The sequence below is a fragment of the Pseudomonas marginalis genome (genome assembly GCF_024169655.1).
Classification (GTDB): Bacteria; Pseudomonadota; Gammaproteobacteria; order Pseudomonadales; family Pseudomonadaceae; genus Aquipseudomonas; species Aquipseudomonas paraveronii.
In genome coordinates, this window is record NZ_JALJWV010000001.1 from 5,193,597 (window position 1) to 5,219,150 (window position 25,554).

The 25,554-nt window shown below is 61.8% G+C and carries 26 protein-coding genes; 14 read left to right on the forward strand and 12 right to left on the reverse strand.

Features of this window, described 5'->3' with window-relative positions:
- Positions 1-32: 32 nt before the first annotated feature.
- Complete coding sequence (norR, locus tag J2Y83_RS23910; protein ID WP_253398901.1) at positions 33-1,577, forward strand: nitric oxide reductase transcriptional regulator NorR; 1,545 nt, start codon at positions 33-35, stop codon at positions 1,575-1,577.
- Positions 1,578-1,806: 229 nt separating this feature from the next.
- On the opposite strand, the gene J2Y83_RS23915 is transcribed toward norR, so the two are convergent.
- Positions 1,807-2,718, reverse strand: coding sequence for a DMT family transporter (locus tag J2Y83_RS23915; RefSeq protein ID WP_253398903.1), 912 nt, complete (start codon positions 2,716-2,718; stop codon positions 1,807-1,809).
- Between the two features lie 138 nt (positions 2,719-2,856).
- On the opposite strand from J2Y83_RS23915, the gene J2Y83_RS23920 reads away from it, so the two are divergent.
- Positions 2,857-3,732 (forward strand): helix-turn-helix domain-containing protein, encoded by an 876-nt coding sequence (locus tag J2Y83_RS23920; protein WP_253398905.1) that lies wholly within the window; start codon positions 2,857-2,859, stop codon positions 3,730-3,732.
- On the opposite strand, the gene J2Y83_RS23925 is transcribed toward J2Y83_RS23920, so the two are convergent.
- The 8 genes from J2Y83_RS23925 to J2Y83_RS23960 all read right to left on the reverse strand — a co-directional run bounded on the left by J2Y83_RS23925 (position 3,729) and on the right by J2Y83_RS23960 (position 14,007).
- Positions 3,729-6,236 carry a LuxR C-terminal-related transcriptional regulator gene (locus J2Y83_RS23925; RefSeq protein ID WP_253398907.1) on the reverse strand — a complete coding sequence of 836 codons (2,508 nt, stop codon included), beginning with the start codon at positions 6,234-6,236 and terminating at the stop codon, positions 3,729-3,731. The genes J2Y83_RS23920 and J2Y83_RS23925 overlap by 4 nt on opposite strands.
- A gap of 186 nt (positions 6,237-6,422) precedes the next feature.
- Positions 6,423-7,781, reverse strand: a complete 1,359-nt coding sequence (locus tag J2Y83_RS23930) for a DUF1329 domain-containing protein (RefSeq protein ID WP_253398909.1) — start codon at positions 7,779-7,781, stop codon at positions 6,423-6,425.
- Between the two features lie 26 nt (positions 7,782-7,807).
- Entirely contained in the window at positions 7,808-9,598 is a 1,791-nt protein-coding gene (locus tag J2Y83_RS23935) for a DUF1302 domain-containing protein (protein ID WP_253398911.1), read from the reverse strand.
- Between the two features lie 482 nt (positions 9,599-10,080).
- Positions 10,081-10,992: an SDR family oxidoreductase gene (locus J2Y83_RS23940; protein WP_253398913.1), complete on the reverse strand. Its 912-nt coding sequence runs from the start codon at positions 10,990-10,992 to the stop codon at positions 10,081-10,083.
- Positions 10,993-11,110: 118 nt separating this feature from the next.
- Complete coding sequence (locus J2Y83_RS23945) at positions 11,111-12,013, reverse strand: alpha/beta fold hydrolase (RefSeq protein WP_253398915.1); 903 nt, start codon at positions 12,011-12,013, stop codon at positions 11,111-11,113.
- Entirely contained in the window at positions 12,013-12,795 is a 783-nt protein-coding gene (locus J2Y83_RS23950) for a class II aldolase/adducin family protein (protein WP_253398917.1), read from the reverse strand. The genes J2Y83_RS23945 and J2Y83_RS23950 overlap by 1 nt, the downstream gene beginning before the upstream one ends.
- Before the next feature lie 149 nt (positions 12,796-12,944).
- Complete coding sequence (locus J2Y83_RS23955) at positions 12,945-13,631, reverse strand: LrgB family protein (RefSeq protein WP_253398919.1); 687 nt, start codon at positions 13,629-13,631, stop codon at positions 12,945-12,947.
- Positions 13,621-14,007: a CidA/LrgA family protein gene (locus tag J2Y83_RS23960; RefSeq protein WP_253398921.1), complete on the reverse strand. Its 387-nt coding sequence runs from the start codon at positions 14,005-14,007 to the stop codon at positions 13,621-13,623. Before J2Y83_RS23960 ends, J2Y83_RS23955 begins: the two co-directional genes overlap by 11 nt.
- 98 nt (positions 14,008-14,105) lie before the next feature.
- Between J2Y83_RS23960 and J2Y83_RS23965 the strand changes: the two genes are divergently transcribed.
- The gene (locus tag J2Y83_RS23965) at positions 14,106-15,002 is read left to right on the forward strand and encodes a LysR family transcriptional regulator (RefSeq protein WP_253398923.1); all 897 of its coding nucleotides are present in this window, start codon (positions 14,106-14,108) and stop codon (positions 15,000-15,002) included.
- Here J2Y83_RS23965 and J2Y83_RS23970 read toward each other — a convergent pair.
- The gene (locus J2Y83_RS23970) at positions 14,983-15,438 is read right to left on the reverse strand and encodes a flavodoxin (protein ID WP_253398925.1); all 456 of its coding nucleotides are present in this window, start codon (positions 15,436-15,438) and stop codon (positions 14,983-14,985) included. The genes J2Y83_RS23965 and J2Y83_RS23970 overlap by 20 nt on opposite strands.
- Positions 15,439-15,566: 128 nt before the next feature.
- Here J2Y83_RS23970 and J2Y83_RS23975 point away from each other — a divergent pair, with 128 nt between their 5' ends.
- Together J2Y83_RS23975 and J2Y83_RS23980 are read left to right on the forward strand one after the other, a co-directional pair.
- Positions 15,567-16,034 (forward strand): PAS domain S-box protein, encoded by a 468-nt coding sequence (locus J2Y83_RS23975; RefSeq protein WP_253398932.1) that lies wholly within the window; start codon positions 15,567-15,569, stop codon positions 16,032-16,034.
- 60 nt (positions 16,035-16,094) lie between these two features.
- The gene (locus tag J2Y83_RS23980) at positions 16,095-16,700 is read left to right on the forward strand and encodes a hypothetical protein (protein WP_253398934.1); all 606 of its coding nucleotides are present in this window, start codon (positions 16,095-16,097) and stop codon (positions 16,698-16,700) included.
- A 2-nt stretch (positions 16,701-16,702) separates the two neighbouring features.
- On the opposite strand, the gene J2Y83_RS23985 is transcribed toward J2Y83_RS23980, so the two are convergent.
- Entirely contained in the window at positions 16,703-17,647 is a 945-nt protein-coding gene (locus tag J2Y83_RS23985) for a MerR family transcriptional regulator (protein ID WP_253398936.1), read from the reverse strand.
- Between the two features lie 216 nt (positions 17,648-17,863).
- Here J2Y83_RS23985 and J2Y83_RS23990 point away from each other — a divergent pair, with 216 nt between their 5' ends.
- The 6 genes from J2Y83_RS23990 to J2Y83_RS24015 are packed head-to-tail and all read left to right on the forward strand — an operon-like array spanning position 17,864 to position 20,796.
- Positions 17,864-18,424: an antibiotic biosynthesis monooxygenase gene (locus J2Y83_RS23990; protein ID WP_253398944.1), complete on the forward strand. Its 561-nt coding sequence runs from the start codon at positions 17,864-17,866 to the stop codon at positions 18,422-18,424.
- A gap of 56 nt (positions 18,425-18,480) precedes the next feature.
- On the forward strand, positions 18,481-19,191 hold the full coding sequence (gene folM, locus J2Y83_RS23995; protein WP_253398946.1) for a dihydromonapterin reductase: 711 nt from the start codon (positions 18,481-18,483) through the stop codon (positions 19,189-19,191).
- A gap of 20 nt (positions 19,192-19,211) precedes the next feature.
- A complete protein-coding gene (folE, locus tag J2Y83_RS24000) occupies positions 19,212-19,772 on the forward strand; it encodes a GTP cyclohydrolase I FolE (protein ID WP_253398948.1) in 561 nt (186 codons plus the stop codon).
- A 2-nt stretch (positions 19,773-19,774) separates the two neighbouring features.
- The gene (gene folX, locus J2Y83_RS24005) at positions 19,775-20,146 is read left to right on the forward strand and encodes a dihydroneopterin triphosphate 2'-epimerase (RefSeq protein ID WP_026140129.1); all 372 of its coding nucleotides are present in this window, start codon (positions 19,775-19,777) and stop codon (positions 20,144-20,146) included.
- 22 nt (positions 20,147-20,168) lie between these two features.
- Positions 20,169-20,465 (forward strand): DUF1244 domain-containing protein, encoded by a 297-nt coding sequence (locus J2Y83_RS24010; RefSeq protein ID WP_253398950.1) that lies wholly within the window; start codon positions 20,169-20,171, stop codon positions 20,463-20,465.
- Positions 20,458-20,796, forward strand: a complete 339-nt coding sequence (locus J2Y83_RS24015; RefSeq protein WP_253398952.1) for a HopJ type III effector protein — start codon at positions 20,458-20,460, stop codon at positions 20,794-20,796. The genes J2Y83_RS24010 and J2Y83_RS24015 overlap by 8 nt, the downstream gene beginning before the upstream one ends.
- Positions 20,797-21,005: 209 nt before the next feature.
- Here J2Y83_RS24015 and trxB read toward each other — a convergent pair whose 3' ends face one another.
- Positions 21,006-21,962 (reverse strand): thioredoxin-disulfide reductase, encoded by a 957-nt coding sequence (gene trxB, locus J2Y83_RS24020; protein ID WP_253398954.1) that lies wholly within the window; start codon positions 21,960-21,962, stop codon positions 21,006-21,008.
- Positions 21,963-22,254: 292 nt separating this feature from the next.
- On the opposite strand from trxB, the gene cysZ reads away from it, so the two are divergent.
- The 3 genes from cysZ to J2Y83_RS24035 all read left to right on the forward strand — a co-directional run bounded on the left by cysZ (position 22,255) and on the right by J2Y83_RS24035 (position 25,133).
- Positions 22,255-23,019, forward strand: a complete 765-nt coding sequence (gene cysZ / locus J2Y83_RS24025) for a sulfate transporter CysZ (RefSeq protein ID WP_253398960.1) — start codon at positions 22,255-22,257, stop codon at positions 23,017-23,019.
- A gap of 54 nt (positions 23,020-23,073) precedes the next feature.
- Positions 23,074-24,252: a glycosyltransferase family 4 protein gene (locus J2Y83_RS24030; protein WP_253398968.1), complete on the forward strand. Its 1,179-nt coding sequence runs from the start codon at positions 23,074-23,076 to the stop codon at positions 24,250-24,252.
- A gap of 239 nt (positions 24,253-24,491) precedes the next feature.
- A complete protein-coding gene (locus J2Y83_RS24035; RefSeq protein WP_253398970.1) occupies positions 24,492-25,133 on the forward strand; it encodes a proline-rich domain-containing protein in 642 nt (213 codons plus the stop codon).
- Positions 25,134-25,554 lie beyond the last annotated feature (421 nt).

Consider the following 25,554-nt stretch of genomic DNA (forward strand, 5'->3'; position numbering starts at 1 on the left):
CAATATAGTCATAAGGACTACAAGGAGTCATTATGACTGCGCAATCGCTGCTCACCACCCTGCTCCCCCTGGTCGCCGACCTGTCCCGTGAACTGCCCGAAGGCGAGCGTTACCGCCGCCTGCTGCACGCCATGCGCGCCCTGCTGCCGTGCGACGCCGCCGCGCTGTTGCGCCTGGACGGCGAGTCGCTGGTGCCGCTGGCCGTGGACGGCTTGAGCGCCGATACCCTGGGCCGACGCTTCAAGATCAGCGAACACCCGCGTTTCGCCGTGCTGCTCAGCAGCCCCAGCCCGACGCGTTTCGACAGCGACAGTGAATTGCCCGATCCCTACGACGGCTTGGTGGACGGCCTGCACGGGCACCTCGAAATTCACGACTGCATGGGCTGCCCGCTGTTTGTCGATGACCAACCGTGGGGCCTGCTGACCCTGGACGCCCTCGACCCCGAGCGTTTCGAACGGGTCGAACTGGATGCGCTGCAGGCCTTCGCCAGCCTCGCCGCCGCCACGGTCAACGTCGCCGAACGCATCGAGCGCCTGGCGTTACGTGCCGAAGACGAACACCAGCGCGCCGAAATCTACCGCCAGGCCAGCGGCCAGCAACACAAAGAGATGATCGGCCAGAGCAAGCCCCACAAACGCCTGGTGGAAGAGATCAGCCTGGTGGGCGGCAGCGACCTCACCGTGCTGATCACCGGCGAAACCGGGGTCGGCAAGGAACTGGTGGCCCAGGCGATCCACGCCGCGTCGTCCCGTGCAGACAAGCCGCTGATCAGCCTCAACTGCGCCGCCCTGCCGGAAACCCTGGTGGAAAGCGAGCTGTTCGGCCATGTGCGCGGCGCCTTCACCGGCGCGTCGAACGAGCGCCGCGGCAAGTTCGAACTGGCCAATGGCGGCACGCTGTTTCTGGATGAAGTCGGCGAGTTGTCGTTGACGGTGCAGGCCAAGCTGCTGCGCGTCCTGCAAAGCGGCCAACTGCAACGCCTGGGCTCGGACAAGGAACATCAGGTCGACGTGCGCCTGATCGCCGCCACCAACCGCGACCTGGCTGAAGAGGTGCGCAACGGCCGCTACCGTGCCGACTTCTACCACCGCCTCAGCGTCTACCCGCTGCAAGTGCCAGCGCTGCGCGAACGCGGGCGCGATGTGTTGCTGCTGGCCGGGTTCTTTCTCGAACAGAACCGTTCACGCATGGGCCTGGGCAGCCTGCGCCTGACCAGCGACGCCCAGACGGCATTGCTGGCCTACAACTGGCCGGGCAATGTGCGCGAGCTGGAACATTTGATCGGACGCAGCGCACTGAAAGCCCTGGGAAACTGTCGCGAACGTCCGAAGATTCTCAGCCTGAGCGCCCACGACCTGGACCTACCGGACGTCAGCGCAGCGCTGATCGCCCCCCCACCCGAAGTAGCCGCCATCGCCAGCGGCGACCTGCGCCAGGCCACCGAACACTACCAGCGCCAAATGATCAACGCCTGCCTGGAACGCCACCAGCACAACTGGGCCAGCGCCGCCCGCGAACTAGGCCTGGACCGCGCCAACCTAGGCCGCATGGCCAAACGCCTAGGCCTCAAATAACCCAAATCCCCCAATCAAACCCAATAAATGCAGGAAATGCTGAAAATGCTGAAAATGCTGAAAATGCTGAAAATGCAAAAAAATGTGGGAGGGGGCTTGCCCCCGATAGCAGTGGCTCAGCTACAAATAAGTGACTGACCCACCACTATCGGGGGCAAGCCCCCTCCCACCTAAAGCAACCCCCTCTCACCTTAACCCCCCCCCCCCCACCTTAACCCCCCCTCCCACCTCAGACTTGCTTCGCCTTAAACACCGGGCTCCCCGCCTGAACCACCTTCCCCCTACGAAACACCAACACATTCCCCACCATCACCAACACCAACCCCGCCAACGCCGGCGCAGTCCACTGATACCCCTCGGCAAACGCCGACACATTCAGCGCCACCACCGGAAACAGCACCGTGCAATACGCCGCCCGCTCAGGCCCCATCCGCCCCACCAACGTCAGATACGCCGTAAACCCAATCACCGACCCCGGAATCACCAAGTACCCCAACGCCCCGACATACCGCGCACTCCAATCCATCTCGAACGGAATCCCGCGCACCACACAATAGGTCGCCAACATCACGGCCCCATACGCCATGCCCCAGGCATTGGTAGTCAACGGCCGCAACCCCGCCTTCTGCTGCAAACTCGAAAGCATATTGCCAGCCGAAAAACACATCGTCCCCAGCAACGCCAGGCCCAGCCCGAGCAAGGTCTGCGGGCTGGCGGTGTGCCCCGCCAGCTCCGGCCAGAACAACAGGCCCAACCCCAACAAACCAAGCCCGCCGCCCATCAACACATTGCGCGCGACCCGCTGGCCAAAAAACACCCGCGCATTCAGGGCATTCCACAACGTCGCCGTGGAAAACACCACCGCCACCAGCCCGCTGGGAATCCACTGGCTGGCCGTGAGAAAGCACATGAAATTCACGCAGAACAGGCACAAGCCCTGAGCCAGACAGATCAAATGCCCGCGCCGGTTCGTCACCTGCAACTTGCGGCTGAGCAGCAACAGCGCAAACAACACCAGCGCCGCCAGGCCGAAGCGATAGACGATCGACACAGGAATCGCCACCACGCCCAGTTGCCACTTGAGGGCGATCCAGGTGGTGCCCCAGATCAGCACGGTGAGTAAATACAGGAAAAGGTTCATAACAGGCTCCGCTGGTTGAGCCACAGTGTCACCTTCAACCCCTGGCCGGCACTTGCAGATTCTTGCGCTTTTGTCGCGCGGCGGGCTCACAGCCCCAGCGGCTCGGAGTAGGATGCAAGGCGTCGGAGAGTACACACCATGTCAACGCTGGAATCCCTGCAAGTCTTTCAAGCCCTCAACCGCTCGCCCCACGCTCGCCTCGAAGCCTGCGCCGAGCTCGGTGACGGCTTGTCTGCGGCGCTGTGGAGCAACCACCACGACTCCCAGGATTACCAGGCGCCCGGTCATCACACCTTGTCCTGCTACATCGGCGGCGGCACCGGCACTTTTCGCCGTGACCAGCCGGGCACCAAAGGCGGGCCTGACAAGTTGTGCATCCTGCCGGCCGAGCATCAGTCGGCCTGGGTGATCAACGGCGACATCCGCCTGGCCCATGTGTATTTCAGCCAGGCGCAATTCGCCTTGGGCTGCATCACCCTGCTCGACCGCGAACCGCGCGCGCTGCAGTTGCAGGAAAGCACCTTCCTCGAAGACCCCAGCCAGGCGCGCCGCTTTCACCAGTTGATCGCCCTCAACTGGCACGAGCCCGGCGAACGCCTGCTGACCAGCAGCCTGGCCCATGAAATGCTCAGCCACACCCTGCTCAGCCAAGTCGGCGCGCGCGACGGGCTGCGCTTGAAAGGCGGGCTGGCGGCACATCAACGGCGCTTATTGGTGGACTACATCGAGCAGCACCTGGACGACCCCATCAGCCTTGGTCAATTGGCCGGGATGTGCGCGCTGTCGGAATACCATTTTGCGCGGATGTTCCGCCAGAGCTTCGGCCTGCCGCCCCATCAATACCTGTTGGCGCGGCGCCTGGCCCGCGCGCAGAACCTGCTGCGCAGCGGCAGCCTGCCCGTGGGTGATATCGCGTTGATGTGCGGCTTCTCCAGCGCCAGCCACTTCACCCATCGCTTTCGCCAGGCCATGGGCGCGACACCCGGCGAATACCGTCAGGCGTTCTGCGCTTAACCCATCAAGCCCAACGTCTTGGCCTTGGCCACCGCCTGGGTGCGCCGCTCCACACCGAGCTTGCTATGGATGCGCCGCGCATGGGTCTTGACGGTGTGCAGCGAGATAAACAGCCGGTTGGCGATTTCCAGGTTGGAGTTACCGAGGGCGATCAGTTGCAGCACTTCCAGCTCGCGCTGGCTCAGCGGGTTGTCCGCCGTGCCTGTCGGCGAGGCCTGCGGCTCCAGGCCGAGTTCACTCAACAGCCCGGGCGAGCGTAAACGCAGTTCGCGAACCGCCTGCGGCACCTGGCAGCGCGCCGCCAGTTCCAGGCCGTTTTGCAAGGCTCGACGCGCCACCGCCGGTTCGCCCAGTTGCCAGGCCACCTCCCCCAGCACCAAGTGCAATTCGGCTTCCAGGCACAGCATGCCGCGTTGGCGGGAGGCATCCAGCAGCGCGTCAAGCCGCGCCAGCGGTTGATCGGCGACGCCCAGTTTGACCTCGGCCAACACCAACAGGTATTCAAGGCGCGGGATCAATTCCAGCGTGGCCGGGGGTGCCTGCTTGGCGCCTGGCCCACGGAAATGGCGAAGTACCCGGCGTATCGCTTCCTCCGTCAGTTCGGCGCGGCCCTGCTGTAACCAGAAGTGCCCGCTGACCAGCAACAGCACCGCGCGGTATACCGTGTCCGGTACCTGGCGTTGCTGCATCAGGCGCTCGGCCTCGCGCAATTGGATAAAGGCCTGGGCGTAATCGCCATGGTTGGCCGCGAGCAATGCCAGGCCGAGAAAACCATAAAGCACGCGCTTGTCCTGGCTGTGCAAACACATCGTCAAACCGGCGTCGAAACACTCGGCAGCCAAGGCATCCTGGCCTTGGCGCAGCGCCAGATGCCCACGCCGCAGGGCGATGCGTCCGACCAGCGGCCCAGCCTTCAGCCGCTGATTGAGCAACATCGCCTGCACCTGCTCCAACAGGCTCTGCGCCCGATACGGTGCGCCACGCTGTTCGAGCAATTGCGCGTGATCCAGCTCCAGCAGGGCCTCGAGCAACAGCGAGCCATGGGCCCGCGCCAGGCACAGCGCTTCGCGGTTCAGGGCCTGGGCCGCCTCCAGCTCACCGCGCAACAAGGCCTGCTGGGTCAGCCCCGACAGGCACATCAGACGTGACGTCCACGCACTGTCGGGCAATGCCTGCAATGCCTCGAAGAAATGCTCGCGAGAGCCTTGCGCATCGCCTGCCAGATGCAGCAACCATCCCCACTGCGCCTGCCAGCGCGCCAACAACAGGCGTTGCTGTGCCGCCGACGGTTGCGGGGCGAAACGCGCCAGTTGGCCGATGCACACCGCGGCCTGCTCGAAGCGCCCGGCGAACAGCAACGCGGCCGTGACCAGCCCCACCAACTGCGCGGAACAGAGCATCAGCTCATCACCATGCTGCTCATGCAGGCGCAACAGCAGGGCGGCATTCTGCTGGCGGAACAGGTCTTCAAAGCTGAAGTGCTGCAACAGGCTGACGGCCACTTCGTATTCTTCGGCCAGCAGCGCCTGCTCGAACGCGGCTTGCCAGTCACGCTCGGCGCTGAACCATTGGCAGGCCCGTCGGTGCCAGGAGCGTTTGGCCGGCCAGGGTTCATCACGCATCAATTGCGCAAGCGGCGGGAAGACTTGTAGCCAGTCGGCGTCATCTTCCCAGGGCTGGATAAATGCACCGAGCGCCTGCAAGTCCCGCAGGTACTGATCGCCATCGCCAAAGCCGAACAGGTGCTCACACAAACCCACATTAAAACGCGGCAAATGCGCCAGCACACGCCAGGCTTCAACCAGCTCTGCCGGCAAGGTGCTGAACAGCTCATGTTGCAGGTAGTCGAGCAAGGTTTTCTCTGGATGGCCGTCGCCGAGCAAGGCGATGCGCACCCCGGCGCACCAGCCGGCGCTGAACTGCATCACGCGCTCGACACAGTGACCCGGCGCCTGGCCGAGCAGGGCCTGGACTTCTTCGGCGCTGAACATCAGCTCGGCCGCGCTGCACTCCAGCAGTTCATCGTCGAGCAACAGCCGCGGCCAGTTACACGCAGGACGCCGCCGCGCGCCCAGCCACCAGGTCAGCGAAGGGTGACTGGCGGTGAGCAGGCGGTCGAGCAAAGCATCGAGTTCGGGCGCGGGCAGACGGCTGAAATCATCGAGAAACAGCCACGCCGCCGTCTGCCAGCGGCCGAGATCCTGCAGCAAGGTGGCTTCATCGGTAAACGCCAGGCCCAGGTTGTGCGCCAGGCGCCGGCACAAATCCAGCGGGCTTAGCGGCACGCCATTGAGCGGTAGCCAGTACACCTGACAACCCGCCGGCGCCTGCAAGGCACACTCGGCGAGCAGCGCGCTCTTGCCACTGCCGCCAGGAGCGCAGAGCAACTTGACCCGCGCCTGCGCCGCCAGCAAGGGCTCGGCCAGGCGCGGGCGCAACAGATGATGGGCGGACAGCCGGGGCATGAATCCAGGACGGTCCAGGCAGCGTGTCATGGCGGTCATTGCTGCATCCTGCGTTTTTATTGTTATGCAACCTGACACCTACCCTAGCCCCGTGCTCGGCGATTCTTGAAGAAGTATTCAGCAGAGTGATTAATTGCCATGCACAAAACCCAATGTGGGAGGGGGCTTGCCCCCTCCCACATTGGGATTGCATTTCAAACACGCATCAGCGCACGTCCCAACGCATCAGCGCACGCCCGAAGCCCTCAACGCCGCTGGCGTGTAATCCGCCGCCTTGGCCGCAAACCCGAACACAAAACTGCTCTTCTCCTCGTTCTTCATACCCAGGGCGATGTAACGTCCGGCGATGAGGTCGTACAGGGTTTCCACGGTGTAGGCCGGCACCTGGTGGTCGTAGTAGAACTGCGCATGGCCTTCGGCGACACGCCACAGTTGGCCACGGCCGTCGTAGTGATCCACCAGCGCGACCTGCCAGCTGTCTTCGTCGATGTACATGTGGCGCTTGGCATAGATGTGCCGTTCGCTCGGTTTGACGGTGCCGACCACTTCCCACACGCGGTGCAGCTCATAGCGGGTCAGGTCCTGGTTGATATGCCCGGCCTTGATGATGTCGTCGTACTTGAGGTTCGGCGAATCGAGCTTGTAGCTGTTGTAGGGGATGTACATCTCTTTCTTGCCCACCAGCTTCCAGTCATAGCGATCGGGGGCGCCGGAGAACATGTCGAAATTATCCGTGGTACGCAGGCCGTCGGACGCGGTGCCCGGACCGTCGTAGGACACTTGCGGCGCCCGGCGCACGCGGCGCTGGCCGGCGTTGTAGATCCAGGCCAGGCGCGGTTCTTTGACCTGGTCGAGGGTCTCGTGGACCAGCAGCACGTTGCCCGCCAACCGCGCCGGGGCCGTTACCGATTGCTTGAAGAAACTCAGCACGTTGGCGGCCTTGGCCGCGTCGATGTCCGGGATCGCCTGCGGCACCGCGACTTCTTCTTCAAAGCGGATCGGCGTGTAGCTGCCGTTCGTTTGCGGGGTCGCCTGGGTGATGATGCGCCGCAGGTTACCGCCGTGGTAACGGGTGATGTGGTTCCACAACACCTCCACGCCATTCTTGGGAATCGGGAAGGCGTAGTAGCGGTTGCCGGTGAAGTTCTCCAGGCCGTTGCCGTCGTTGATCGCATGCACGTTCAGCGCGCTGCGCTTGATCGACTCGTAGATATCCGGCGGCAGGTTGACCGTGCGGTGGCTCGGGTACACCGGGATCTTGTAGGTCTCCGGGTAGCGCTTGAACATTGCCACCTGACCGTCGGAGAGTTTGTCCTTGTACTTGTCGACCGTCGCGGCGGTGATCACGAACAGCGGTTTTTCACTGGCGAACGGGTCGGCGAGGAAGCCCTTGCTGTCCACCGCGCCGGCATTTTTCGGAATGCCACCGGTCCAGGCCGGGATCGAGCCGTCGGCGTTGCCGGCTTTTTCCGCGCCGACCGGGGTCAGGCTGGTGCCGAGCTTGGCGGCTTCTTCGGGCGACACGGCCGCCATGACGTTGGCGGCCAACACGCTCAGGGCCATCACAGCAATCAACTTACGCATAGAGTCTTGTCCTTCTTTAAGCCAAATCAGAAGTTCACGCCGACGCTGAGGGCGAGGAAGTCGCGGTCGGTCAGGGTGTTGTAGTCGCCACCAAAAAAGTCGGTGTAGTTCAGGCTGGCGGTGTAGGTGTTGCGGTAGTCGGCATCGACACCGACGCTGATCGCCTTGGCACCCTGGTTGAACAAGCCGTTGGGGCCGTAACCGTTGACGTCATGGGACCAGGACAGGTTGGGCTTGAGGTTCACCCCGGCAAACACGTTGTTGTAGTCGAGGATGGCGCGGGCGCGATAACCCCAGGAATTAGCCGTGACGAAACCGTCGGTGTCGCCACCGAAACCGTAGGCGCCGTAGACCGAGTCGCGGCCGTAGCGCAGTTTGCTTTTCGCTTCCAGCCCGCCGACGTGGACGAAGGCGGCCTCACCCACCAGGGTCAGGCGTTCGGCACCCAGGACCTGGTCGAAGAACTGGGTCATGGTGCTCTGGATCTGGGTGATTTCCTTGCGCCGGTAACCGGCGTTGTCGGCGCCAAACGAGCTGCGGATCGGCGAAGCGGTATTGCCGGCAATCGGGTTGATCAGGGCCAGGGTCAGGTCAGTGGTATTGAGTTGCACCGGCGCATTCGGGCGGTAGCTGATTTCCCCGGTCCAGGCCGTGCCGGTGGGCAAGGTGGTGGAGAAGCTCGCACCGTACAGGCGAATATCTTCCGGGTAATCGAGATAGTACTGGCCACGGCCAAGCATGGTGCTTTGGGCCAGGGCCGAGCCGGTGCCTGGCGCAATGGCGTTGGCGGTGTTGACGATGCTCCCGATGGTGGCCAGGTTGGTGTTGGCCGTGAGGGTGCCGACGGTCGGCGTGCGGCTGTGGTAGTTCATGAAGTACAGGCCGTACTCAGTGTCGTCGCCCAGCCAGCGCAAGGCCGCGCCGAACTGGCCGCCATCGCGGGCATCACGGTCCTTGGCGCGCTGCACCACGACGCCTTCACGCGTGACCTCAAAGCCCTGGCCGAACGCTGCGGCCACCGGTTGCAACGGCGCAATCGCCGGGCTGCCGACCGTGTAGTTGCCGTTGCAACCATGGGCCGCCACGTCGCCACCAAAGAACGTGCCGCAGTTATCCAGCACGGTGTTTTCCCAGTTCAACTGGTAGAAGCCTTCCACCGTCAGTTGGTTGGTGAGGCTCTGGGAGGCGAACAGCATATTGACCGGTATCAGCCCTTCCTTGATCTCGGCGCCGGGGCGACGGAAGGCCGATACGTCGATGGGGTTGATGCTGTTGATGGAGTTACCGATAAACGTACTCTCGCCCCAACTCACCACCTGCTTGCCGACGCGCACGTTGCCCGGCCGGTCGGCGATGGAATAGTTGTGATAGACAAACGCATCCAGCAGCTCGTAGCCGGAGGAGCGCGCGCCTTCGTCGCGATGGTGATTGCTGATCTGCTTGAACTCGCGGTCTTCGTCCTGCAGCTCGAAGTCGTACCAGTACTTGCCGCGCACGAATACGCCGCTGTCGCCGTACTTGAGTTCCAGGTCGTGGATGCCTTTGAAGATCTTGGAGAAGGTCTCGCCCTTCTTGAAGTTCAGTCGCCCATCATCCCCGGTGGAAGCCTGCCCCGTGCCGCCATTGGAGACGCCCACCAGCTTCTTGTCGGCATCGCGCATGCCCCAACTGGCGCCGACCGACAGCGAGGAATCGAATTGCCCTTCGATCTCGCCGATGTTGAACGAAACAGCCTGCGCCTGGGCACAGCATCCCAACGCAACCGCAGTGGCCAGCGCCTGCGGTGTGAAGATGGCGCGCATTGTTGTTTTTGTCATGCGTCTTCCCCGGTGAGTGACAGAAGGCCCCACCCTACTGCCGCCCTTCGGGAGCGATAAGCGCACCAAGGAGGTATTCGTGTTGTCGCTCGAAAGGATTAACAGCCGCTCTGGCGCGGCTCTGCGCATGGGCATGCAGCCTGTGGATGGCGGGTTATCAGGCCGGTGGATAGCGCCGAGGGAACTGTTTCCATATCAGTAACAGTCCTTGTCACGAACCGCTATTACTCATTTTGTTACAACCCTCTATTCTTGCCTGGCTTTCAGGGCAAATGGCCCGCTTCCACCTTCGGGAGAAAAGCTGAAATTCGACGGATTGGCTAATATATTCAATCTGTTACCAGTGTTCACTGACGTTGAGTCTGTCGCTCCTTGATCCAACGTCTTACTTCGGCCGCTGCTTTGCAGCGGCCTTTTTTATGCCTGAAAAAAAGCGGGGCGCCATCAGCGCCCCGCAGTATTCATGGTGCATCTAGCAATGATCAGAGGCTGAACTTCTGCAAATTGGCCATCATCTCCTTCAAAGCCTCAATCGTGTCCTTGGGATGCACCGCACCGTCGAAGTCACAGATCTGTTGCCAGTGCGCGGCCACGTCATCCGGCGTGAACCCGGCCTGCGGGTCGAAGCCCACGCCGAGGCTGCGTTCCCAGCGGGTCTTGCCGATCCAGCCGCCGCCCACTTCAAACAAGCCTGAGGTTTCCTGGCACGCCTCGCTGCCGAGGTACACCACCAGCGGGCTGACCAGTTCCGGCTTGAGGCGCTCGAACACCTGCGGCGGGATCAGACCTTCAGTCATGCGTGTGCCGCCGGTGGGGGCGATGGCGTTGACCAGGATGTTGTTCTTGCGCCCTTCCAGCGCCAGGGTGCGGGTCAAGCCATACAGGCCGAGCTTGGCCATGCCGTAGTTGGACTGCCCGAAGTTGCCGTAGATGCCCGACGTGGACGCAGTAAAGATCACCCGACCATAGCTTTGCTCACGCAGATGGGGCCAGGCGGCGCGGGTGACTTTGTAGGCACCTTCGACATGCACCCGGTAAACCAAGTCCCAGTCGCTGTCGTCCATTTTGTGGAAAGTCTTGTCGCGCAGGATGCCGGCGTTGTTCACCACGACGTCGATACGCCCGAAAGCGTCCAGGGCGTTCTGTACGATTTTCTCGCCATCGGTGACGGAATCATGGTTGGCTTCGGCAATGCCGCCAGCCTCGCGGATTTGTGCGACCACACGGTCGGCCGCCGACGCATTGGCGCCTTCGCCCTGGGTGGAACCACCGAGATCGTTGACCAGCACTTTGGCCCCGTGGCTGGCGAACAGCAGCGCATGGGCCCGGCCCAACCCGCCGCCGGCACCGGTGACGATCACGACCTTATCCTGGAACTGCACTGACTCACTCATACCGAACTCCAATGGCGACAATGGGAATGGGTCGAGTGTCAGGCACAGGGCCTGCGGTCACAATAAATACGGCCAGGGCTGAATGGTGCGCGATAAGGCTGAAGGATGATTGCCTGTTTCAGGAATAGGCCATGCGCGGCGCCACCTGCACGATCCGCTGTCGAAACTCCAGGTAATGCTTGAGCACCTGCACCGGCGCTTCGATCTGCGGGTAGTGGCCGATATTGGCCAGCAATACCGTGTCGGCGTGGGGCACCAACTGGCGGTAACGCTCGACCATGTGGGCGCCGGAAATCGGGTCGAACTCGCCGTCGATCACCCGCAGCGGTACGTCGCCACGCTGCAGGGCGCCCACCCAACGCTCACGCAGGCGACGGCGCTGGGGAATGTAGTTGATCAGTTTATGCAGGATGCGCGGCCCGTCATTGCAGTCGATCAGACTCCAGAAATCATCGAGGGCGCTCTCACTGGGACGGGTCTGCGCGCCGAAAATCTGGCTGAAACTGTCGGACAAGGCATTGCGCCCAAATGCGCGACCGATCATCCAGCCCAAGGGGCTGAGCAGCAATTTCTGCACCAGCACCAGGCGATGGGTTTCGGGGAACAGCCCGCCATTGAGGAACACACAACTGGCCATCTGAAAACCGCCTTCGTGATGCCGCGCCAATAATTCCTGGGCGACGCTGTCCCCGTAATCATGGGCCAGCACATGCACCGGTTGTCGCACACGCAGGTAGTCGAGCAGCGCCTGTTGCAAATCGGCCTGTTCCAACAGGCAATAGTCGTGGTCCAGCGGCTTGGCCGAATCGCCAAACCCGAGCATGTCGCAGGCGATCACCAGATTGCGCTGGGCCAGGGGCTGCCACAGGTAATGCCAGTCCCAACTGGCGGTCGGGAAGCCATGGATCAGCAGCAGCGGCTCGCCCTGCCCGGCCACCCAATACCGAATGGTGCGGCCACGGAAAACGAAACTCTGGCCGCACTTGCGCCAGGCCCTGAGCGGAATCTCGGCGAGAGGCATCAATTTTTATACCCCGGATCTTGCAGGTCCAATTTACGCAGCAACGCCGGCCAGGCCAGCGCGCCTCCCATACCTTGGGCGCTCTTTGTGACAGCCGCCACCATCGCCCTGGCCCCAGCGAGAATCTGCGGGTCGATGGTGATCAATTCAGCCGCGCCGTTTTGCGCAAGCACTTGGATATCACAGGCGCGCTGAAAGGTGAACATCATCAGGAAGGTGTCGGCAATCGTCCCGCCGCAGGTCAGCAGGCCATGGTTGTGCAGCATCAGGAAATTGTTTTCGCCAAGGTCGGCCTGCAAGCGCGCTTTTTCTTCGTGATTCAGCGCCACGCCTTCATACGCGTGATAGGCCAGGCTGGACAACACGAACAAGGACTGCTGGCTGATGGGCAATACGCCCTGCTTCTGCGCAGACACGGCAACCCCCGCCGCCGTATGGGTATGCAGCACGCACACCACGTCGTGGCGCACTTCGTGGATGGCGCTGTGGATGGTGTAGCCGGCCGGGTTGATGTCGTAAGGGCTGTCCATCCGCTTGTTGCCGGCCTGGTCAACCTTGACCAGGCTCGACGCCGTGATCTCGTGGAACATCAGCCCATAAGGGTTGATCAGGAAATCATCGGTGCCCGGCACCTTGGCCGAGATATGCGTGAAAATCAGATCATCCCAGCCGTGCAGGGCGACCAGGCGATAGCACGCAGCCAGATCGACGCGGGTCTGCCATTCGGCGGCGCTGACCTGATCTTTGACATTCTGTGGCGATACAACGGGGGCTAGGCTCACGGCAACGACCTCCTTGACGCACTTTCTTATTATTTTTTAAGTGAAAGGTCAGTGTAGTCAGACGTCGTGGCGCAGGTAGTTGCCTTCGCAGCCAGCTTGATGGCCGCACGAGTCAGCCATGAGAATAGTTTAAATCTGTCCAAGTCGCGTCAGAGAAGTGCCGCCAACAAAGGCGCCGCAAACAGGTTGAGCAGCCCCGTCAACACCATCACCAGGCCCGCGACAGAGCCCTCTTCACCGCCCACTTCATGGGCCCGGCTCACGCCTGCGCCGTGCGCGCCCACCCCAAACAATGCCCCGCGCGCCAAGGGGGTGCGCAGCGGCAGCCACTTGAGCAGCACCCCTCCGAGCAAGGCGCCGAACACGCCGGTGAACATCACGAACACGGCCGTCAGTTCCGGCACACCGCCCAGGTCGGAAGACATCGGCATGGCAAACGGTGTGGTGATTGAACGCGGCACCAGGGACATCGTCACCGCACTGTCCAGCGCCAGCGCCTTGGCCAAACCGAACGAGGTGCCGATGGACGCCGCGCTGCCGGCCACCATGCCCAGCAACAAGGCCGACCAATACCGCGCCAGCAAACGTCGCTGTTGCCAGATCGGCACCGCAAACGCCACGGTCACCGGGCCCAGCACCAGCATCAACCAATGGGTGTCGCGGGCGTATTCGGCATAGGCGGTGTGCATCGGCACGGCCACCGCGAGCAGCAGCGCGGGCACCAGGATCAGCGGCGACAACAGGTAGCGCCCGGTCCGACGGTAGATCCAGCGGCTGAAGATATAGGCGCCCAGGGTCAGGGCCAGCCAGAACACCGGCATCAGCTCAAGCTTCATGGCGCACCTTCCAGCGACACACTATTTCCACGGTGAAGGCCGTCACCAGCATGACCGCCAGGGTGCTGAAGCCGATCACCAGCAGAATGCGCCAACCGTCATTGCGCACCAGGCTGCCGTAGTCCAACAGGCTCATCAAGGCCGGAATAAAGAACAACAACATTTCCGCCATCAACACGCCCGCCCCCAGTTGCAGGGCCGCCGGCTTGACCAGGCCGGTGGCGAAGGTCGCCAGCAACAGGCCCAGGCCCATCACGCCACCGGGGATGGGCCAGGCCAACCAGGCCACCAGTTGAGTACCGAGCTGGTAGATGGCCAGCAGTACGACCAATTCAGTCAGCAGACGACCGACGTGTTTGAAGCTGAAACGTTTCATGGGCTTTGGGTCCTCGTAGGCCTCCATTTTAGAGAGCCCCCTTCCATCCCCACAGCGAATTGTTAGACTGCCAACTATTCCAAACTGGAATCGTGCCCATGGAATTCAAACAGCTGCGCAGTTTTGTCGAAGTCATCCACCGCGGCGGTTTTACCCAGGCCGGGAAAACCCTGCATATCAGCCAGTCCGCCGTGAGCAAACAGGTCGCACAGCTGGAACACAGCCTGGGCACACCGTTGCTCGATCGCATCGGCTCGCAGATCCGCCTGACCGCCGCCGGCCAGGTCGTCCTACAACGCGCCGAAGCCATGCTGCGCCTGCAGCACGAGTTGCTCAGTGAGCTGGATGATATGCAGCACCTGACCCGTGGCGAGTTGCGCCTGGGCTTGCCGCAGTTGGGCGGCGATACGCTGTTTGCCGAGCTGTTCGCCGAGTACCGCCGGCGCTACCCGAACGTCACCATCCAGTTGTTGGAGGGTGGCAGTCGCAGTATCGAGCAGGCGATTTTGAGCGGCGAGCTGGAAGTCGGTGGCAGCTTGAAGCCCAGCGACCCGGCATTCGCCTGGCAAGCCTTCTGCGATGAACCGCTGGATGCCTTGCTGCCGATGAGCCATCCCTTGGCGCAGAACGCCCAGGTGCGCCTGGAGGAGTTGGCGAACACACCGTTCCTGATGTATCAGCGCAGCTTTGTCTTGAACGACCGCTTGCTGCAGGCGTGTCAGCGGGTGGGCTTTACGCCGAAGGAAGGAGGCCGCAGCGGCCAGGCGGATTTTCTCGCGGCCCTGGTCGCGGCCGGTCAAGGCGTGGTGCTGTTGCCCAGCGTGGTCGCCCGTGGGCTGGTGCGGCCCGGGGTGGTACGCCTCACGCTGAAGGCGCCCGACTACCTGCGCTGGGACATTGCGTTCATCTGGCGTGAGGGCGCCTATCTGTCGAAAGCCGCCCAGGCCTGGCTGGCGTTGCTGCGGGAGTTCCCGGTCAGCCGCGCAGTGCAGTGACCAGCTCGGCCAACCAGGGTTCGGCGTCGGTTTCCGGGTTGACGCTTTCGCTGGCGTCCAGGCGCAGCATCGGCCGCACTTCGCGCACGCCCAACTCGCTGAACAGCTCGCGCATGTGCTCACCGCCGGCGCAGAAGGTATCGCCGTAGCTGGCGTCGCCCAGGCCGATGACCGCGCCCGGCAAACCGCGCCAGGCCGCGGGCAACTGGTCGCGAATGTTCGAATACAGCGGTTGCAGGTTGTCCGGTAGTTCTCCCATGCCGGTGGTGGAGGTCACCGCCAGCAAAGCCTGCGGGGCGAAGGCCAGCACGTCCGCCAGGCTCGCGCGCGGGTTGTGCCAGGCCTCGAAGCCGGCCGCGTTAAGGATGTCGGCAGCGTGGCGGGCGACTTCTTCAGCCGTGCCGTACACCGAGCCGGAAAGGATGGCGACTTTCATCAATCTGATCCTGTCATTGAGCGAAAGCCTGGGATATTACCAGTTGGGGCAAATATTTCGGCACACACCGTGCAACATTCAAGACTTGCCATAAACTGCCAGTTAAAGAACACGCCAGGGACCGCGCAATGATTAACGCCAAGCTGCTGCAAATGGTCGTCAACGCTTCCAACGACGGCATCGTTGTCGCCGAACGGGAAGGCAAGGACAAACCGCTGATCTACGTCAACCCGGCGTTCGAGCGACTGACCGGCTACACCCTGGACGACGTCCTGTACCAAGACTGCCGCTTTCTGCAGTCCGGCGACCGTGATCAACCGGCGCTGATGGCCATTCGTGAAGCACTGGACAACGGCGGTACCTGCCGGGAAATCCTGCGCAACTATCGCAAGGACGGCAGTCATTTCTGGAACGAACTGTCGCTTTCAACGGTGTACAACCATGCCGACAAGCAGACCTATTTCGTCGGCGTGCAAAAGGACGTGACCTTGCAGGTCAAGGCCCAGCAGCGCGTCGCGCAATTGGAGGCGGAGTTGGCGCAGGTCAAAGCCGAGCTGGCAGCGGTCAAGGCGACGAGCGGATCTAACAAAACTTAGAAAGTGCGGCCATTAGAGCGGATAATAGCGTTTTAACACCCTCCCGATTGAGCAAGATCAATGCAACGCGACGCGCTTCTGACTCAGGATGAGTTGGATTTCATTCGTAACATGCAGCACAACCCCCAGCTCAACCTGCGGGATACCTCGTCAAGCCTGACCGTCAACGGCGGTTCCCAGCTTCGCGACTTGCTCACGCGGCTGGCTGCCCACGATCACGTCACCCTCCAGGCGCACTTCGATAACCAGCAACTCACCTTCCCGCTGCACTTGGAGGAAGACGAGTTTCATGCCGTGCATTTACGCCTGGGCGTACCGAGCATTTTTGAAGACGGGCCGATGATTCGTCCGTGGCGCCTGGCACTTGAAGCGCCGGTGGCGCTGGAAAATGTCAGGGGCAACCCCAGTGCGCTGTGGGTGCATGAGGTGTCGTTCAAGGGCGTGCTGGTGGAAATTCGTGGCCGGATCAAGGCGCCGAAAACCTTTGCCCTGTGGTTCAGCCCTTCCGGTTATGAACGCATCGCGATACGCGGCACGCTGGAGCGGGAAACCGCGCGGGGCTTGTTTGCCTACCGCCTGAGCCAAGGCGATGCGGATGAAACCGAGCGCCTGCGTCAATTCATCCTGCACCAGCACCGCTTGATGCATCCACAGATGCACGCCTGACTTCAGGTATCCAGGTTACCGCGGAGAAATTGCTGCAAGCGGCATTGCATCAAGCGGCCTTCATTGCCCAGGCAACCGACGGTGGAGCCTGCCAGGTATTCCTCGGCCAGGTCCGACGCCGCACCGGCAAGAAACAACGGGCAATCCAGGGTCAACGCCAGGCGATTCAAGCGGCTCGCCAGCGCCTGATTGTGTGAGTGATTGGAGAAGAGCACCAGCGCCTCGGGTTGCATCTTTTCACACACCAGCGTCAATTCATCGAAAGGCTGGCCCATCCCCAGCACCTTCACGGCCAGATCGTCGCGACCGATCAACAGCCCCGCCACCAGCAACTCCAATTTACGGCACTCGCCGGGAATGGCCGCGAGCAACACCCGTGGCGCCGCCGACGCACACGCCAGGTGCAAACGCAGCAATGCCCGCACCCGCAGGAAGTTATCGAAGAACAGCCATTCACTGGCTTGGCCGAAGCGGCCCTGATGACGCAACAGGTCGTTCCAAAGAGGCATCAGGATGTCCTGGAACGCCACGTTGAGCGGGTAGGTGGCGATCACCTGATTGTACAGCTGCTCGAGTTGACGATCATCGAACGCACTCACGGCCAGCATCAAACGCGCCTGCCATTGCGACCATTCACCTTCCTCGGCACGCACGGCAGCGGCCTGCTGATCGTCACGCGCGAGGATCTTGCCCACTTTGCTCACGGCCACGCCACGCTCGATCCAATCGACAATGCGATGAACCGTTTGAATATCGGCTTTGGAGTACAGGCGATGCCCACTTTCGGTGCGCGTGGGTTGAATCAGGCCGTAACGCCGCTCCCAGGCACGCAGGGTGACCGGGTTGATGCCCGTCAATCTCGAAACGTCACGAATCGGAAACAACTCATCGGAATCGGCAGGGCTGGTGGCGGAGGATTCGCGAATAGGTGCAGTGATTTCGGGCATCAGAGGTCATGAACGTCCGTTTAAAAGTGAGTCCCATTTAACGCTTTTACCGAGATGTATATCAAGGTGTGTACCTATCGGACCGATGCCGCTGGTGTATTTCTGCAAAACAGGAATAATCCTTGCTTACCGAAAAAGCGTCGCTGCAACACCCCCGCAGCGTCGTCTGTGTGCCACCTACCCGGTTCAGCGCACCCGTCTATTTGGAGATACACAATGTCTACCTCACCCGTCACCCTGATGGTTGCGCGCCGCGTGGCCAAGGGCCGCTACGAAGAGTTGATGGCCTGGCTACGCGAAGGCGAGCGACTGGCCACTGACTTCCCCGGCTACCTGGGCTCCGGCGTCCTCGCACCGCCGCCCCTAGATGATGAATTTCAGATTATTTTCCGTTTCGCCGACGAAAAAACCCTGCATGCCTGGGAATTTTCCGCGTCACGCAGCGCGTGGCTGAGCCGTGGCAGCGAGCTGTTTGCCGACCCGTCCGAGCATCGCGTGCGCGGCATCGATGGCTGGTTCGGTGCCGCAGGTTCACGGCCGCCGCGCTGGAAACAGGCGGTGGCGATCTGGTTGGCGTTTTTCCCGGTGTCGTTGCTGTTCAACTTCGGCCTGGGGCCACTGCTCAGCGGGCTGGACCTGTTCAGCCGCGTGCTGGTCAGCACCCTGGCGCTCACACCGCTGATGGTCTACTTGTTCATTCCACTCTCGACCCACCTGCTGGCCAACTGGTTGCACCCTTCGCCGCCACGGGCCAAGGCCAGCGAAGCCGCGGCGTGAGTACAGGGCGGCTCGTCACTGGTATGCTTTGAGCCTGCCAGCGACTTGAGCCTCCCATGACTGCAACGAACGCCCCGATCCTGATCACCGGCGCCGGCCAGCGCGTCGGCCTGCATTGTGCCGAACGCCTGCTGGACGAGGGCCACTCGGTGATTTTCAGCTATCGCAGCGAACGCCCCGGCGTGCAGGCCCTGCGCGAGCGTGGCGCGATCGGCGTGTTTGCCGACTTCTCCAGCGAAGCCGGGATTCTCGCGTTTATCACCGAGCTGCAGCGCCACACCCAACGCCTGCGCGCGATCATCCATAACGCCTCGGCCTGGATCGCCGAAACCCCGGGTGACGAAAGCCGTGCCTTTACCGACATGTTCAGCGTACACATGCTTGCGCCGTACCTGATCAACCTGCATTGTTCACCCTTGCTGCACCGCTCTTCACCCGCCGACATCGTGCATATCAGCGATGATGTGGTGCGCAAGGGCAGCCGCCAGCACATCGCCTACTGCGCCACCAAGGCCGGGCTCGACAGCCTCACGCTGTCGTTTGCCGCGCAGTTTGCGCCGCTGATCAAAGTCAACGGCATCGCCCCGGCGATGGTGATGTTCAACGAAGGCGACGACGCGGCCTACCGTACCCAGGTGCTGGCGAAGTCGGCACTGGGCATCGAGCCCGGGCCCGAAGTGATCTACCAGAGTCTGCGTTACCTGCTGGACAACCCCTACGTCACCGGTACCACCCTGACCGTCAACGGTGGGCGGCATATCAAGTAAGCCGTTTGTGAGGATGTTGTATGACCTTATCCCTGCCCCACCACTATCGCGAGATCCTTAAAGGCCTGGGTGAAGACCCGGAACGCGAAGGCCTGCTCGACACCCCCAAGCGTGCCGCCAAAGCCATGCAATACCTGTGTCATGGCTACGCGCAAAACCTCGAAGAAATCGTCAACGGTGCGCTGTTCGCCTCCGACAATGACGAGATGGTGATCCTCAAGGACATCGAGCTGTACTCGCTGTGCGAACACCACCTGCTGCCCTTTATCGGCAAGGCCCATGTGGCCTATATTCCGACCGGCAAAGTGCTGGGCCTGTCGAAGCTGGCGCGCATCGTCGACATGTTTGCGCGGCGCCTGCAGATCCAGGAAAACCTCACGCGGCAAATCGCCGACGCCATCCAGGACGTGACCCAGGCTTCCGGTGTGGCGGTGGTGATCGAAGCCAAGCACATGTGCATGATGATGCGCGGCGTGGAAAAACAGAATTCAACCATGAACACCTCGGTGATGCTCGGCGCGTTCCGCGAGTCGAACACCACGCGCATGGAGTTCCTGCAACTGATTGGACGGAGCAAGTAGCAATGCCACAACTTCAACCAGGCATGGCGCGCATCCGGGTCAAGGACCTGTGCCTGCGCACCTATATCGGTATCAACGAGGATGAAATCCTCAACAAGCAGGATGTGCTGATCAACCTGACCATCCTGTATGCCGCCCAGGACGCCGTGCGCGACAACGATATCGACCACGCCTTGAATTACCGCACCATCACCAAGGCGATCATCGCCCACGTCGAAGGCAACCGCTTCGCCCTGCTGGAGCGCCTGACCCAGGAACTGCTGGACCTGGTGATGAGCAACGAGTCAGTGCTGTACGCCGAAGTCGAAGTGGACAAGCCCCACGCGCTGCGCTTTGCCGAATCGGTTTCGATTACCCTGGCGGCCAGCCGCTAACCCCTGGATTTGCGTGAAACCTATGACCGATCAACAACGCCTCGAACTCGAAGCCGCTGCCTTTCGGCGGCTGGTCGCACACCTGGACAGCCGCAAGGATGTGCAGAATATCGACCTGATGAACCTCGCCGGCTTCTGCCGCAACTGCCTGTCCAAGTGGTACAAGGCCGAGGCCGACGAGCGCCAGATCGAGCTGAGCCTCGATGACGCCCGTGAAGTGGTGTACGGCATGCCGTATGCCGAGTGGAAAACCCAATACCAGCAAGAAGCCAGCGCCGAACAACACGCGGCGTTCGCCAAAGGAAAACCCCATGACTGACCTGAACACCCTGCGCGCCAGCCTCGACAGCGGCGAACATCTCTTCGCCGACACCCTGGCCTTTGTCGCCGCCGGTTACGACTACCAGCCACAAGCCTTCACCAACGGCACCGTGGAAAACGCCGCCGGGCAGAACGAAGGCTCGTGCAAGACCCTGGGCCTGGCCTTGCTGGAAGGCTTGAGCGACCAGCACGCCTTGTTGGCGTTTGGCGAGCATTACCGTTCGGTGGTCGCCACGCCTGAGGGCAGTGACCATGGCAATATTCGGGCGCTGATCGAGCACGGTTTGGCAGGTGTGAAGTTTGACCAGCAACCTCTGACTCGCCGCTGATCCAACGTGCAAACCCGATTTAGTGTGGGAGCTGGCTTGCCTGCGATGGCGGCGGTAAATCCTGCATAGACGTTGGCTGACACACCGCTATCGCAGGCAAGCCAGCTCCCACAGTGACTGGATTACCAAATCGAGATAGCGATGGATCATCAAATCCCGCGCATAGAAAACCGGCTTTCGCCGGTTTTTTCATTTCAGCGGGTTCAGCCCTAAGCGTTCTGCATACCGTCCAGGTACCGCTCGGCATCCAGGGCCGCCATGCAACCGGCGCCGGCCGAGGTGATGGCCTGGCGGTACACGTGGTCAGCCACGTCACCGGCCGCGAAGATGCCTTCGATGTTGGTCGCCGTCGCGTTGCCTTCACGACCGCCCTGCACTACCAGGTAACCGTCCTTGGCATCCAGCACGCCTTCGAACAGCGAGGTGTTCGGGGTGTGGCCGATGGCGATGAACACGCCGTCTACTGTCAGCTCGTCGAAGCTGCCGTCGTTGTTTTTCAGGCGCGCACCGGTCACGCCCATGTTGTCGCCGAGGACTTCATCCAGGGTGGCGTTGAGCTTGAGGATGATCTTGCCTTCAGCGACACGCGCGTGCAGCTTGTCGATCAGGATCTTCTCGGCGCGGAAGGTCTCGCGGCGGTGAATCAGGGTCACGGTGCTGGCGATGTTGGCCAGGTACAGCGCCTCTTCCACGGCCGTGTTGCCACCGCCGACCACGGCGACCGGCTTGTTGCGGTAGAAGAAACCGTCGCACGTCGCGCAGGCGGATACACCCTTGCCCATGAACGTTTCTTCCGACGGCAGGCCCAGGTAACGGGCGCTGGCGCCGGTCGCGATGATCAGCGCGTCACAGGTGTAGACGCCGCTGTCGCCGGTCAGGCTGTAAGGCTTTTTCGAGAAGTCGACCTGGTTGATGTGGTCAAACACGATCTCGGTTTCGAAGCGCTCGGCGTGTTCTTTCATACGCTCCATCAGCACCGGGCCGGTCAGACCGTGGACGTCGCCCGGCCAGTTGTCGACTTCGGTGGTGGTGGTCAACTGACCGCCCGCCTGCATGCCGGTGATCAGCAGTGGCTTGAGGTTGGCTCGGGCAGCGTAGACGGCAGCGCTGTAACCGGCAGGGCCGGAACCGAGAATAATCACTCGCGAATGACGGGTATCAGACATGACTCACTCCTGTCGACCGCCCGGACAACAAGGCGGCTGGAATAAAAAAGGACCGCGAAGCACTTGGGGAAGGCTTGAACTCGCAGATCCTGAAAATAATGGGTGCAGCGTATAGAGGGGGGCAAGATTAAGGAAATACGGAATAACAATCCAGCTCATAGGCGGTCTCTATGCAGTCGCCCCAATTAATCGACGCCTTTGTTACCGTTGATGTCGTCACACGGGCCGCGCTTTCGCCTGGAATGCAAAGTCGGTAAGGTCGGCGCGTTCGTCATCCTGCTCGGAGTTCTCCATGCCTGCCCCTGTTCTTTCCGGTCCGCAATACCTGCGTGAAGGCCTCAAACTGGTGTTGAGCCCTGGCCTGCGCCTGTTTGTGCTGCTGCCGCTGGCGATCAACCTGGTGCTGTTCGTCGGCCTGATCTATTTCGCCGGCCATCAGTTCAGCCTGTGGGTCGACACCCTGATGCCGACGCTGCCCGGCTGGCTGAGTTTCCTCAGCTATATCCTGTGGCCGCTGTTCGTGGTGCTGGTGGTATTGATGGTGTTTTTCACCTTTACCATGCTCGCCAATATCATCGCCGCGCCGTTCAACGGTTTTCTCGCGGAAAAAGTTGAAGTGGTGGTGCGTGGCACCGATGATTTCCCATCGTTCAGTTGGGCCGAGCTGGTGGCCATGGTCCCACGCACCCTGGCGCGGGAGATGCGCAAGCTGGGCTATTTCCTACCACGGGCCATCGGCTTGTTTATCCTGTCGTTCATTCCGGTGGTCAACCTGATCGCCGCGCCGTTGTGGCTGCTGTTCGGCGTGTGGATGATGGCGATCCAATACATCGACTACCCGGCCGACAACCACAAACTGGGCTGGAACGAAATGCTCGCCTGGCTGCGCCAGAAACGCTGGCAGAGCATGAGCTTCGGCGGCAGCGTCTACCTGGTGCTGCTGGTGCCGGTGGTCAACCTGCTGATGATGCCGGCGGCGGTGGCCGGGGCGACGTTGTTCTGGGTGCGCGAGCAGGGGGCCGAGGCGATGGCGGTGTCCAAAGTGGTCAAGTCATAAATCCATCATCTGTATGACACATCGACGACACAGCCCACAGCGACACTGTGGGTCATGACGACAGCTTCGCTTCACATCACCCTGATTACCGAAACCTTCCCGCCAGAGATCAACGGGGTGGCCAATACACTGGCTCGCCTGTGCGAGGGTTTGCGCGCGCGCGGCCATCAGGTCGAACTGGTGCGCCCACGCCAGGGCATTGACCAGAGCCGGCCCAGCGACAACGAATTGCTGCTGTGTCGCGGCTGGCCGTTGCCGGGGTATCCGGGCCTGCAATGGGGCCAGTCGTCGATGCACAAGCTGCTGCGCCGCTGGACACGCCAACGCCCGGACGTGCTGTACATCGCCACAGAAGGACCGCTCGGGTTGTCGGCGCTACGCGCAGCGCGTCGCCTGGGGATCAGCGTGGTCAGCGGCTTTCACACCAATTTCCAGCAGTACTCGAACCAGTACGGTATGAGCCTGTTGAGCCGCGTGGTCACGCACTACCTGCGCTGGTTTCATAACCGCTCCACTTTGACCCTGGTGCCCAGCGCCAGCCAGCGCCTGGAACTGGAGCGCCGGCATTTCGAGCGCCTGGGGATGTTGTCGCGCGGGGTGGACAGTCAGCTATTCCACCCGTCCAAGCGCGATAACGCCTTGCGCGAGAGCTGGGGCCTGGGCAATGACGATATTGCGGTGCTGCACGTCGGGCGCCTGGCTCAGGAAAAGAACCTGGGCGTGCTCAAGCGTTGCTTCGATGCCCTGCGCAGTACTTATCCGCAGCGTCGCCTGCAACTGATCGTCGTCGGCGACGGGCCACAGCGTGCGCTGTTGGAGCATGACCTGCCGAACGCCATATTCTGCGGCACCCGACGCGGCGAAGAACTGGCGCGATACTACGCCTCGGGAGACCTGTTCCTGTTCCCCAGCCTGACCGAAACCTTCGGCAATGTGGTGTTGGAAGCGATGGCCTCCGGGCTCGCGGTGGTGGCATACGACCAGGCGGCCGCGACCCAGCATATCCGCCATGGCTACAACGGCGTGCTGGCGATGCCCGGCGATGAGGACGCGTTCTGCGATGCGGCCAATTGGCTGCTGGAAGACCGTGAGCATTTGCGCAGAGCCCGTCTCAATGCGCGCCGGCATGCCAGTCGCCAGGGCTGGTCAGCGATTATCGAGCAATTCGAGAACCAGTTACGCGATGTGTGCGGGGAACCTTTGGCCGCTCCAACGCTGCCTTATGTTCGTTGAACGATCTGCGAATAACGTCAGCTAGTTCGCCTTCCCTCCAGACTTCCCCCTGAATAACGGCTTCAACTTTAGGATTTTTTACCTGAAGCCATCGGAATCGGCACGCCACAACAGGATATTTCCGGAACGTCGTGCGATTTATCGCCACCTACATGACACCTGCCATAGGAGGGGTGTCTGCTTGTGGACACACTCAAAAAAGGCAGGTCATTCATGATGAAACATTAATAGAGAGCATTATGTCGACACTCATAAATGGATCAATGGCGCTGCGATTCCAACCTTTCAACGCGCCCACTCAAGGGGCCGCAGACACCTGCCCATCCGCAAGCGCTCAGAACGATCACGGGCGGCCATCACTCCAACAGCCCTATAACGCGAACCACGGCTGGAACCGCCCACAGCCGTCACGCCCGGGCAACCATTGGCAACGACCGCAACCTACTCGCCCGGAAAACGCATGGAATCGCCCACAACCCGCGCGCCCTGGAAACGACTGGCAACGCCCGCCGCACAACGGCGGCCATCGCCCGCAACCCACGCGCCCGGAAAACAACTGGCAACCGCCGCAGAACGACTGGCAACGCCCTCCGCACAACGGCGGCCATCGCCCGCAACCCGCACGCCCGGAAAACAACTGGCAACCGCCGCAGAACGACTGGCAACGCCCTCCGCACAACGGCGGCTATCGCCCGCAACCCGCACGCCCGGAAAACAACTGGCAGCCGCCGCAGAATCAATGGGAACGTCCGCACAATGGCGGCGGCTATCGCCCGCAGTTCACTGACCGCCCGCCAACACATGACGGTCAAACATCCTACGCCACCACGCAACATGCGGCGGCCCATTCCGAACGGGCGGAGGATGCCTATTACGCTTAATCCGGATCGGCCAACAACAAGACAATAGGCCTTGAAAAACCTAACGTGCTGAAAACCGGCGGGAGGCCGGGCGCTGCATACCCGGCCTCCCGTCCGACCTTGCGGACTGTGTTGCACAGCGATTGCCATAGGCTGCGCAAGGTTTACTCGATATTTCCCGCTGGAACGGCCAACGGTGGATTACCAATCACTGATACCTGCGGCTAACGCAGGTCCTTTCGATCAATGGAGACCCTGATATATGGCAATTTACGGAATGGGAGTGCGCAATGGCATCAACATGCCAACCGCAGAGTGGACGCGTCAGCAACAATGGCTGGATCAGTCTCGGGCAGCACCGCCCACTTATGACCAGGCTGCGCGCCAAGACGGGCACAAGACCGATCACCGCCAAGAGCTGCGCAAATCAGTAGAGTATTGA